Origin of the sequence: Leuconostoc falkenbergense, assembly GCF_014634805.1 — a bacterium.
GTDB lineage: Bacteria > Bacillota > Bacilli > Lactobacillales > Lactobacillaceae > Leuconostoc > Leuconostoc falkenbergense.
Genome location: NZ_BMBS01000020.1, coordinates 23,809 through 35,624 on the forward strand (window position 1 = coordinate 23,809; position 11,816 = coordinate 35,624).

Genomic DNA, 11,816 nt, shown 5'->3' on the forward strand with positions numbered 1-11,816 from the left:
GTTTTAAACTATTGTTTCAACGGAGGCATATCAAATGACAGAATCACAAACTGTATTGCAGCCGGAATTAATTAATCGGCTTGATAGTAAGATAATGTATCTCGGACAGTTACAGTCCGCAATTATGGCTCATCAGTTGCCGCAAATTTATGAATTATTAGATTCTCAGCAATTTAATGAGCAAGTTCGACAAAGAGCGCATGCAGACAGTAACGCCAGCCTAGCACAGATGGTTGCTGATATTCACAATGAGTTAGCCACCTTTCTTGCGCCAGAATTGATTCACTATTTAAAGGTGCATTTTCAATTTCTAGAATTTGAAGCAATTGATGGTGAACCTGCAATTTATCAAGTTTTTATAGGTGATTGGTGGAACCATCGTCAAATTGGCACGCTTGATGTTTTGGCTTTGACCTTAGAGGTTGATCAAAAGATGATGTTGGCCTTGCACAATGTCTCGCAATTGCCAGATGGGGTGAACAATAACGATAATCAAGTCCGTGAAATTAAGCAAATCATGACGGGTTTGCAGGCGTTTTTAGATGATGAGACGAAGCGAAAACTTGAGGTTCAAGTGATTGAGGATCAATTGGCGCAATTGAAGGAAAATAAGTCTGGTTTACTGGGTCGTACCGATAAAAAAGCTCGTGAAGAACTTGAAAATAAACGTGAATTATTGCTTGCTTCTCAACAACGGGTACCTGAAGTCAAAGAGAAATTACAGTCTCATCAAGCTGAAATTTTAAAATTAGAAAAAGATGATGCGATTCATCACTTAGAGCTGGAACAAATTTTAACTTATTTTGAAAGTGTCAAAGCATTTGGTGAAAAGATTAGTCATCTTTATGTAGATTATTTAAACGCATTATTGCAGAAGAAGTGATATGACTTTCGATAATTTTGAGTATGCGCAACAATTAAAAAAAGATTTAATGGTGATGCAACGGTGGCAGGTATTAGTGGAAACATTGTCTCAAGCTGAAACAACAGCTGATATCTTAGAAGTCGTTAATAAAATCCTTGAATTTGATGTTCATGAAGCGACAATTCTTCGTGTTGCTAGTGAACATTGGTATCCAAGTACACATTGGGTGACACTTGCTTTTGCAAAGCTATCAAGCATGGCCTCTTTATCTGAGACAAGCGTCGTACTGCCTCAATTGCAAAAGGTTGCGGAGCTTCATTTTGCTGAGTTTCCAAATGCATCATTTCGATTCACAGCAGCGCCTTTGGTAGCGGGTGGTTATTACCTCGAAGAAATTTCGCAAAATTTGCGAATACTGTATTGGGATATGTCGCGTCGTCGCTTTTACCTTGATACCGACCAATTTGCACAATTGGTTCAGACAGAGGCATTACAGTTGGCCGGCTTGCCAGCCCTGAAATCGTTCCAACAGCGTTTGACAGGTATTGCCGAACAACTGAAAGAATTGGATTACGATGTAGATGTGATAGGGATTGACGCCAAGAATAACCTCGATTTGACCATGAGAGGTAAGGACCTACCGGTTGACGTTCTTGATAGTCTGTTTGTGGCGGCTGCAAAACAGCATTTTGTGTTAAAAAGCCATCAAGGACAAAAAACAGGTGCTACGCTAAAAATTGGAGATGTGACACTTGATATAATTCAAAATCGTGATGACAAGGGGCATAGTTTTTGGCATTATGATATCATAGATAATAACCAAGATGTGACACTGTATTCACTGATTCAACAATTGCCTTTTTTGGCACAATGGTACAATATGTGGATAGATCAGGTTGGTTTAAAAGATCATCGAGAAGTTTTTGTAGAATGAAAGGGAAATTATGACAATAATCATCGTAATAGTAGTTATAGCAGTCATTGCGTTAGCATGGATCGCTATATACAACGGTCTTGTGAAAGCTCGAATGCAAACGCAAGAATCGTGGAGCCAAATTGATGTGCAATTAAAGCGCCGAAATGATTTGATTCCTAATCTGGTTGAAACAGTTAAAGGATATGCCAAGCACGAAAGCGAGACATTAACTAAAGTAACACAGTTGCGTCAAGATGTTGCAGCGGCAACAACTCCAGCAGATAAAATGGCCGCCTCAAATCAATTAAGTGGTGTGTTATCTGGTTTCTTTGCCCGTGCTGAAGCTTATCCAGATTTAAAAGCCAATACTAATTTTAACAAGCTCCAAGAAGAGCTTACAAATACTGAGAACAAAATTGCTTATTCACGACAATTGTTTAACGCCACTACCGCCAACTACAATACAAGATTGCAATCATTTCCTACAAATATTGTCGCCGGTGTGCATCATTTCCAGCCTAGTGAGTTTTTGCAAGTGCCTGAAGCAGAGAAAGAAGTACCAACGGTTAAGTTTTAATGTTGTATCAGCAAATACAATCAAATAAACGACGTACCATTGTGTTATTAGTGGCTTTTTTTGTTCTGGTTGCGCTCGTGGGTGCAGCCGTGGGTTATCTATTGCTTGATTCTTTGGTTTATGGTGTTGTAGCTGCGATTATTATTGGTGCCGTTTACACAGCAATAATGATTAGTAATTCAACTGCTGTTGTGATGGCTATGAATCATGGTCAAGAAATAACGAATGCTGACCAACAACCAGAATTGTGGCATGCCGTAGAGGACATGGCAATGGTTGCACAAGTCCCTATGCCTAGAGTATTTGTGATTGCAGATGAAAGCCCCAATGCTTTTGCAACTGGTAATGACCCCAAACACGCGGCAGTAGCAGCAACAACAGGTCTTTTGCGTATAATGACGCGAAGCGAGTTGGAGGGTGTCATTGGGCATGAAATGAGTCATGTTCGTAATTATGATATTCGTATTTCTACAATAGCATTAGCACTTTCAGCCGCCATTACTTTGCTAACTAATATCGGTGGTAACTGGTGGTTTTGGGGGAGTGGGGAACGGCGCAGAGACAATGATCGCAACAATAGCGGTGGCTTGCAGGCAATTCTGATGATATTTTCGATTCTGATGATGGTACTCGCGCCACTAGCTGCGGTAGCCGTACAAATGGCTATTTCTCGAAATAGAGAATATCTTGCTGATGCCGGTAGTGTTGAGTTGACACGAAATCCACAGGGATTGATATCAGCTTTGCGTAAATTAGGCGGTGCAGAACCAATGCAAGATGTTGATCCATCGTCAGCAGCGCTGTATATTAGTAACCCTTTAAAAAATAAAGAACATTTATTCGATACGCATCCACCAATTGAAGAACGGATTGCACGGTTGGAAAAAATGTAATCTTTTCGAAAGCGTCCATTTCATGGATGCTTTTTTTTGATGTAATGTGGTAAAGTTTGCTTTTATATTATTTAAAAAGAATATAAACTGATTATAGTTCGTAAAAAAAGTTATTTTACAACTTTTATGAAAATAATATACGTAAAATGCTTTACATTCGTATTGCAAATATGGTTAAATATAAAAGTAACAAATTCAGAATATAACACAGGAGAAAGAATCCAATGGAAAATAAATGGCTACGAGCAGCCTTACCGGCACTTCTAATTCATGGCAGTATTGGTACTGTCTATGCATGGAGTGTTTTTAAACAGTCAGTCGCTGATTATATTGGTGCCAGTGTGCCTGATGTGGAATGGGCATTTTCCATCGCGATATTATTTTTAGGACTTTCGGCTGCCGTACTGGGACATTATGTCGAAAAAAATATTAAACGATCGGCCTTATTAGCAACGTTATTTTTTGTTGCAGGTATGTTAGGAACTGGTTTCAGTATTCAACAACGGTCATTAATCGGTATTTATATTTTTTATGGGATTGTCATGGGTATTGGATTAGGAATTGGGTATCTAACCCCAGTTAAAAATTTAATGTTGTGGTTTAAAGATAATAAGGGATTGGGAACCGGCTTGGCGGTTGCTGGATTCGGTCTCGCTAAAATGGTGTTTTCACCGGTTATGATGACGCTGCAAAAATCTATCGGTTTATGGCAGATGTTTATCTTGTTATCAGTTGTTTTTGCACTTATGATGTTGATTGGTACGCTGCTGATTCATAAACCAATTGATTGGCAAGAGAAACCGCTACAAACACCATTTCAACCATTAAAATTAATGGGGAACATGACATTTGTTGGAATTTGGTTGATGTTTTATCTGAATATAACGGCTGGTTTAGCGATTATTTCCCAAGAAAAAGATATTTTATCGAATTTGACGTTACAAAGTGGGAGTGCAGTATTCTCAATTGGTGCAATCACAACAATCTTGAGTATTGATGCTTTCTTCAATGCTTCAGGTCGAATTGGATTTGCGACATTATCTGATCGACTTAAAGATAGAAACAGTGTTTATCAGTTGATTTTTGGCATTTCAATCGTGATGTCATTGTTATCTTATTTTTTGCCTAGCGGTAACTTTTTAATGCCTGTTGTATTGGTTGGGACATTCTTTTTAATTAATGCTGGTTATGGTGGTGGCTTTTCTGCCTTGCCACCTCTACTAGCAGATCGCTTTGGTATGAAAGCAATCTCTAAAATCCATGGGTTAGCCCTCACTGCATGGGCAGCAGCTGGACTTTCTGGTAATCAGTTAGCGAGTTATATTGTGCACGTCTTAGGTATGCCATACCAAACTGTTTTTTTGGCAATTAGCATTTTGTATGTCATCGCCTATTTGATTTCACGATTTATGGTGAAACCAACCCAAATGTTAATCGTTTAGCGTTAAATATGTCTGAATTAATTCTACTTTCTGGTGACTAATTTCATTTAAAAAGCATACAAAACAAATACAATTTGATATGATTAGTAGGTAAGTGACCACGTATTTTAGGAGAATCATATCAATGACAAATATTCAATTTAATTGGCGAAAAATCTTTTTAACAGCTGTCGTATTTATTGCCAGTTCTATCATTCAAGTTATTTCATTGAACGCGTTTTTAATTCCTAATAATATTTTTTCAAGTGGCTTTAATGGTATTTCGCAGTTGCTATCGTTATTTGCGCAACATACTCTTCATATGAATGTTCAAACTGGAACGTTTATGATGGTATTTAACGTGCCAATCGGAATTGTTGGTTGGAAATTAATCGGTGGAAAGTTTACAATCTTAAGTTTTTTAAATGCCATATTTGTGTCAATTATTCAAATTTTAGCACCCACAAAAGCGTTGACGACTGATCCAATGCTGGCAGCATTATTTGGTGGATTGCTGTTAGGTGTTGCAATTGGTTTAGCGATGCGATACGGTTTTTCGACTGGTGGTATGGACATTGTTGCAATGGTTGTTCAAAAGCGAACCGGTAAGTCTGTGGGCGCGTTAATGAATATTATTAACTGTGTTGTGGTTATTGTTGCCGGTTTCTTCATTGGTTGGCAGAATGCCCTATTTACGTTAATTGGTATTTACGCAACAGGTCGAGTTGTGGATACTCTGTATACAGGATATCAGAAACTAACTGCGATGATTGTCACCGCAAAAGGGGATGACGTTGTAGAAGCGCTTCATAAGGATTTGATACGTGGTATTACTATCCTGCCCTCCAAAGGTGCTTACACAAAAAGAGAATCAACTACCTTGATGATGGTGATTTCTCGTTACGAATTATTTGAAATGCAAGAAATTGTCCATCGCGCTGATCCTAAGGCCTTTGTTAACTTATTGAACACAGTTAATGTTTCTGGTGAGTTTTTAGATTCTGACAGACAATTACAAATGAAAAAAGCTATTGCTGTTCCAAAAGTTGAAACGATTGAGGCACAGATTGAAGCAGAGAAACAATTAGAATCTCAACTTGAAAATGTGAACGATAATCAGGTAAAATAGATTTTAAATATTAAGGAGGGCTATTTATGCCTATCGTACAAGTTGAATTACTAGAAGGACGTTCACACGAACAACTCGCTAAAATGGTTAAAGATATTACCGATGTAATCGTTACGGATGCCGGGGCTTCACGCGAAGCAGTACATGTTATTTTAAGAGAAATGCCAAAAGATCATTACGCAGTCGGCGGTGTTCTTAAAAGTGACCAATAAGTTATTTAGCAAAACAACCCCTACGGGGTTGTTTTTTTTTCGTAATGTTATCAAAATGTGACAATTTGATGAAATAATCAATTTTTGGTATTTTCTTAAGGTTTTACATGATAAACTTAATATGTTAAGAGAAACTTAAGATTTGAGAATTTTATCAAAGTAGCTATGGCTACTTTGATATAGGCGGAAAGGGTGAATATATGGAACGTCTGGATAAAAAAATTATTGCTTCTGGCCTTGGTGTGCTCGGTCTTGTTGGCGTTGGTTCAAGTATCGTCAATGCTGACCAAGTAAAAAACGCAGTGGATAAAGCCGTAAGCTCAGTTGCTGAAGCAACTGGCTTAGCGCAATCGAATGAGGTCAGTTTGTCAAAGGCAAATTTGACGATTCCAAAAGATAAAGTGCTACATGTCAATACGCCAGCAGAAACAAAAGCTGCCCAAACCAATACTAAAAAGAAAGCAACGACATACCGTGTCAAAGCAGGTGATTCACTCTGGTCAATTGCTCAAGACCATAAAGTCAGTGTTGACGCATTAGTTGCCAACAACAATAATTCTGATTTGATTTCTGCTGGTCAAGTTTTGACGTTGCCGACAGATCAACCAGCAACTCAGAATGCTACGTCTGTAGCACCCGAAGTAGTTGAAACTGCTTCAACAGTTGGCAGTTCAGACAGCGCAATAGACACTAATGCTGGCAGCACAGAGATAGATTCGGCCAATGAGACGGATGGTACTGAGGCAAATGCTGATTCTGCTCAGGCAATATCAATGGTTACTTCGACAGCCAGTGCTGCACCGGTAACTCAAAATGTTTCAACTTCAAGCGCAGCTGCTCCGACATCAGTGGCTAGCGAGGCTACTCCAACGACACCTGTAACAGCTACTGAAAGTAGTGATGATACAGATGTGGTAACAACAGGCACATCGTCATCTGCTAATATACCAGATGCTAGCACAGTATCGGAATCTACTACATCGTCTGTTGTAAGTGAGGCAGGCCAAGACTCTACGGCTTCTGCAGCGCAAAGCTCAAGTGCTAGTGCTTCATCATCTGCATCACAGTCTGAGCAATCAGAGTCTGTGGCACCAGCAGCCAACCAAAACGTTACAACTGCTAGTGCTGCCATTGTTTCATTAGCTAAGCAGTTAGCAACTCAAAACATTCCCTACGTTTGGGCTGGTTATACACCCCAAACTGGTTTTGATTGCTCTGGTTTGGTCAGTTATGTATTCGAAAAGGCGGCTGGTATCTCGTTGCCACATTCATCCGTTTTACAGGAATCTTACACAAAAACAAAGGCAGTTTTACAAGCGCAGCCGGGTGATCTGCTGTTCTGGGGAACCAAAGGTGCTTCATATCACGTGGCCATTTATATTGGAGGAAATCAGTATGTTGCCGCACCGCAACCAGGTATGAACGTGCGTGTAGAAACAATTTCAGCTAATTTTATGCCTAGTTTTGCAGGTAGTATACAATAATTTACTCAAAAGCAACTGTTTGTTCTGATATAACCAGTTGCTTTTTCTCATAAAAGCGTGTAACATGAAACCAATAATTAAAACATTACTTTGCAGATATAGTGCTGGAAAATGGCCAGCAGTCTCTACCACGCACCAAATGACGTGACTATCCGCAAGTGTTTTTGACCGTTCAAAAGCATTTGTGGATCTGTGTATCCCAAGTGTTTTTTTATTTTTATTTTTTGGCGGATCTGTTGACAATTGTGTTGGCAAAAAGGCCTGATTAGCGAATGTATATCATGTCGATTTCTTAGTGTGTGTCACAATGAATGACGATGGGATTTACAAGTATAAATTTTTTTGGAGAATATGATGGAAAAGTTTAATTCAAAAGGTAAATTTGTCCCAATGGGATTAACGTTTGAAGATGTCAAGCTAGTGCCAGAGGAAAATTCGGCAGTTAAGGTCGATCAGGTTAATCTGGAAACCGAGTTGACACCAACGTTGAATTTACATATCCCACTGCTTTCGGCAGCGATGGATACTGTAACTGAGGCACGATTTGCCATTGAAATTGCTAAATTGGGTGGATTGGGTGTTATTCATAAGAATATGACGATTGCCCAACAGGCGGAGCAGGTGCTCCAAGTTAAGACAGCAAAATTTGAACGACAAGATTATCCCCAAGCTGCCGTGGATGCTAAAGGCCGTTTGCTAGTTGCTGGTGCAGTTGGTGTGACAAATGATACTGTTGATCGCGTTGCTGCTATGGCAGAAGCTGGTGTTGATGCCATTGTTTTAGATTCCGCTCATGGGCACTCAGAAGGTGTTTTGCGTAAGGTTTCAGAAGTTCGTAATGCCTTCCCAGAACTTAATATTATTGCTGGTAATATTGCGACGCGCGAAGGGGCTGCTGCCCTATATGATGCCGGAGCAGATGTTGTCAAAGTTGGTATTGGTCCTGGTTCAATTTGCACGACTCGAGTTGTAGCAGGTATTGGTGTACCGCAAATCTCTGCTGTACGTGAGGCCGCCAAAGAAGCCGCTTCGCGGGGGAAAAAAATCATAGCTGATGGTGGTGCCAAAACACCTGAAGATATTGTCAAAGCAATGGTTGCTGGTGGTAATGCTGTGATGTTGGGGTCAATGTTTTCTGGTACAGAAGAAACACCAGGCGATTCGTTTGAAGATAACGGATGCCTATACAAAAGTTATCGTGGTATGGGGTCGATTGCTGCTATGGAAAATGGCTCAAAAGATCGTTATTTTCAAGGCGAAGTTAATGAAGCAAATAAGATGGTGCCAGAAGGTATTGAAGCTAGAGTTGCCTATAAAGGCGCATTGGTTGATGTGTTAAATGGTATTTTGACAGGTATGCGTCAAGAAATGGCATCAGTAGGTGAATCAGCGGTAGCTGGACTAGTGGCAAATGATCATTTAGCAAAATCTACTCAAGCTGTTGATTTTGAAGCCATTTTGACACAAAAAGCACCCACTCTTTTTTAAATTAATCTTAGGAGAAATCATGTCTGAATCAACTCAATTTATTGGCCTAGGTTATGATCAAGCTTTACTTGTACCAGGCGCCTCAAATGTTTTACCACATACAGTCTCATTAACAAGTCAATTAGCACCAAATTTCAAATTAAATATACCACTAATTTCTGAAGCGTATGATTCTGAAACAGATGAACGGGTTGTACCAATTGCACTTAATGGTGGCTTGGGTATCTTTGTGCAACAAGAATCAGTGGATGAACAAGTTGAACTAGTCAAGTCAGCAAAATCTACTGTCATCGATGAACAAAAATTTCCAAATGCTTTGACAGATGATCAAGGAAAATTGGTTGTTGGTGCTGAAGTTTGGTTGGGTGCTGACGCTAGCAAGCGTGTAGACGCCTTGGTAAATGCTGGTGTGAACGCTATTTTCTTCTATTTACACGCTGATTTGGATGATAGTGTAATAACAATCATAAAGGCAACTAGACAAGCATATCCACAGTTGTTGGTAGCTGTTGGTGTTATAGAGGATCCAAATGTAGCTGCACAAATCTATGATTCTGGTGCCGACGCGGTTCTAGCAGGACGCTGTGTCAATTCATCCTTGCCAAATGATTTGACTTATCCATTTTTGACAGTGACGATGGGTATAGCAGATGTAGCATCTAATTATGACAACAAATCAGTCATTGCTGTTGGCGGTGTTCATTACTCTGGGGATGTCGTGAAAGCATTGGCTGCTGGTGCAGATGCAACGCTTGTTTCGGATCTTTTAAAAGGAGAAGTTCTGGAAGCAGATGGCTCGTTTAAGGGCGGTGATATGGCAATTGATGATGCCATCTTCCAAACTGATGGTGGCCTTCGGGCTGGTATGGGTTATACTGGGTCTGCAACAATTCAAGATTTAAAATTACATGCTAAGTTTGTGCAGATTACAGATAATGGCCTTCGTGAATCACATCCGCATGATGTTGAAATCACCAAGCAAGCCCCTAACTACGCGAAAGGATAATTCATGGCTGACGCACTAGATAAAGTTTTAGTTCTTGACTACGGTAGTCAATATAATCAACTCATTACTCGTCGTATTCGAGAAATGGGTGTCTTTTCTGAATTAAAGTCACGAAAAATGACGGCTTCAGAAATTAGAGATTACAATCCAAAGGCAATTATTCTTTCTGGCGGTCCTAAATCCGTTTATGAAGAAAATGCTTTTACAATTGATAATGAAATATTTGAGTTAGGTGTCCCTGTTTTGGGTGTTTGTTATGGCATGCAATTAATGGCGCAAAACTTAGGTGGAAAAGTCGAAGCAAATCCAGGTAATGGTGAATTTGGGCAAACAATTTTAAATCATACTGAACACGCGGGGCGACTTTTGGCGAATACGCCAGTTTCACAGACGGTTCTGATGAGCCATTCTGATAATGTGACCGCATTGCCGGCAGGATTTGAAGTAATTGGTGGTTCGGACAAAACACCGATTGCAGCCATTGCTGATGAGAAGCGACGTCTCTATGGTGTCCAATTCCACGCCGAGACAACATTGTCGGAGAACGGAAAGCAAATCTTGCAGAACTTTGTTAAAGATATTGCTGGTGCGACGGCAAATTGGGACATGAGTGGGTTCATTGATGATCAAATTGCCAAAATTCGTGAAATCGTTGGTGATAAAAAAGTGCTACTTGGTTTGTCAGGTGGTGTTGATTCTTCCGTTGTTGGAGTTTTATTGCATCGTGCAATCGGGAATCAATTAACTTCCATTTTTGTAGATCATGGTTTGTTGCGTAAAAATGAAGCTGAACAAGTCATGTCCATGCTTGGTGGTAAATTTGGTCTGAATATTATCAAAGTTGATGCACAATCGCGTTTCTTGGACAAGTTAGCTGGTGTAACAGATCCGGAAAGAAAACGTAAAATTATTGGTAATGAGTTTATTCAAGTTTTCAATGATGAAGCTAAAAAACTTGATGGGATTGAGTTTTTAGCACAAGGCACACTGTATACAGATGTCATCGAGTCGGGTACAGATACTGCACAAACTATTAAGTCTCACCACAATGTTGGCGGGTTACCTGAAGACATGCAATTTAAGTTGATTGAACCTCTTAATACTTTATTCAAGGATGAAGTTCGTGAGTTAGGTGAAAAGTTGAATATGCCTCATGAAATGGTTTGGCGTCAACCTTTCCCAGGACCAGGGCTGGGTATCCGTATTCTTGGCGATATTACCGAAGATAAATTAGAAATTGTGCGTGATTCGGATTGGATTTTACGCGATGAAATTGCTAAAGCTGGTCTTGAAGGTGATATTTGGCAATATTTCACCGTATTAACTGGTGTCCGCTCGGTCGGTGTGATGGGTGATTACCGTACGTATGATTATACAATTGCTATTCGCGCAATCACATCTGTTGATGGTATGACGGCTGACTTTGCTCATATTCCGTGGGAATTACTTCAAAAAATCTCAGCACGAATCGTTAATGAAGTAGGACATATTAACCGTGTCGTGTATGATATTACCGCTAAGCCACCGGCAACTGTTGAGTGGGAATAACCCAACTAATCAAAACAAAAGTTTTTTACGTTTTAAATTTTTAAAAGCAAACATGGACAACATGTTTGCTTTTTATAGTTAATGAATATGCAATTTATCAATTAGGCAACATGATAATTAATCGATAACGATGAAATCTTGTCATTTTAATAGTGAGTATCAGCAAGAAAAGACGATATTTGAAAATTAAATGAGGCATGATATATGGTAGATTGTAAAATTAAACCGAACACTTGAATAAAAAAGCCGCAGCGCCTTTAATGGTAATTGTCTAAAA

The 11,816-nt window shown here is 39.5% G+C and carries 11 protein-coding genes and 1 riboswitch; all 11 genes read left to right on the plus strand.

Annotated features, from left to right (window positions below; genetic code table 11):
* Positions 1–34 precede the first annotated feature (34 nt).
* The 11 genes from IEU71_RS05570 to guaA all read left to right on the plus strand — a co-directional run bounded on the left by IEU71_RS05570 (position 35) and on the right by guaA (position 11,539).
* A complete protein-coding gene (locus IEU71_RS05570) occupies positions 35–883 on the plus strand; it encodes a hypothetical protein (protein ID WP_004913744.1) in 849 nt (282 codons plus the stop codon).
* A 1-nt stretch (position 884) separates the two neighbouring features.
* Complete coding sequence (locus tag IEU71_RS05575; RefSeq protein ID WP_004913741.1) at positions 885–1,799, plus strand: hypothetical protein; 915 nt, start codon at positions 885–887, stop codon at positions 1,797–1,799.
* A 10-nt stretch (positions 1,800–1,809) separates the two neighbouring features.
* Complete coding sequence (locus IEU71_RS05580) at positions 1,810–2,358, plus strand: LemA family protein (protein WP_036066952.1); 549 nt, start codon at positions 1,810–1,812, stop codon at positions 2,356–2,358.
* On the plus strand, positions 2,358–3,251 hold the full coding sequence (gene htpX / locus IEU71_RS05585; protein ID WP_004913735.1) for a zinc metalloprotease HtpX: 894 nt from the start codon (positions 2,358–2,360) through the stop codon (positions 3,249–3,251). The genes IEU71_RS05580 and htpX overlap by 1 nt, the downstream gene beginning before the upstream one ends.
* Before the next feature lie 224 nt (positions 3,252–3,475).
* Positions 3,476–4,693, plus strand: coding sequence for an OFA family MFS transporter (locus IEU71_RS05590; protein WP_004913732.1), 1,218 nt, complete (start codon positions 3,476–3,478; stop codon positions 4,691–4,693).
* A 124-nt stretch (positions 4,694–4,817) separates the two neighbouring features.
* On the plus strand, positions 4,818–5,801 hold the full coding sequence (locus IEU71_RS05595; protein ID WP_004913729.1) for a YitT family protein: 984 nt from the start codon (positions 4,818–4,820) through the stop codon (positions 5,799–5,801).
* A gap of 26 nt (positions 5,802–5,827) precedes the next feature.
* Positions 5,828–6,013, plus strand: coding sequence for a 2-hydroxymuconate tautomerase (thmT, locus tag IEU71_RS05600; protein ID WP_004913726.1), 186 nt, complete (start codon positions 5,828–5,830; stop codon positions 6,011–6,013).
* 200 nt (positions 6,014–6,213) lie between these two features.
* Entirely contained in the window at positions 6,214–7,497 is a 1,284-nt protein-coding gene (locus tag IEU71_RS05605; protein WP_004913724.1) for a C40 family peptidase, read from the plus strand.
* Between the two features lie 74 nt (positions 7,498–7,571).
* Positions 7,572–7,668, plus strand: a riboswitch (purine riboswitch).
* Positions 7,669–7,851: 183 nt separating this feature from the next.
* The gene (gene guaB / locus IEU71_RS05610) at positions 7,852–8,985 is read left to right on the plus strand and encodes an IMP dehydrogenase (protein WP_004913721.1); all 1,134 of its coding nucleotides are present in this window, start codon (positions 7,852–7,854) and stop codon (positions 8,983–8,985) included.
* Positions 8,986–9,004: 19 nt separating this feature from the next.
* Entirely contained in the window at positions 9,005–9,991 is a 987-nt protein-coding gene (locus IEU71_RS05615) for an IMP dehydrogenase (protein WP_004913718.1), read from the plus strand.
* A gap of 3 nt (positions 9,992–9,994) precedes the next feature.
* A complete protein-coding gene (gene guaA, locus IEU71_RS05620) occupies positions 9,995–11,539 on the plus strand; it encodes a glutamine-hydrolyzing GMP synthase (protein WP_036086242.1) in 1,545 nt (514 codons plus the stop codon).
* The last annotated feature ends 277 nt before the right edge of the window (positions 11,540–11,816 follow it).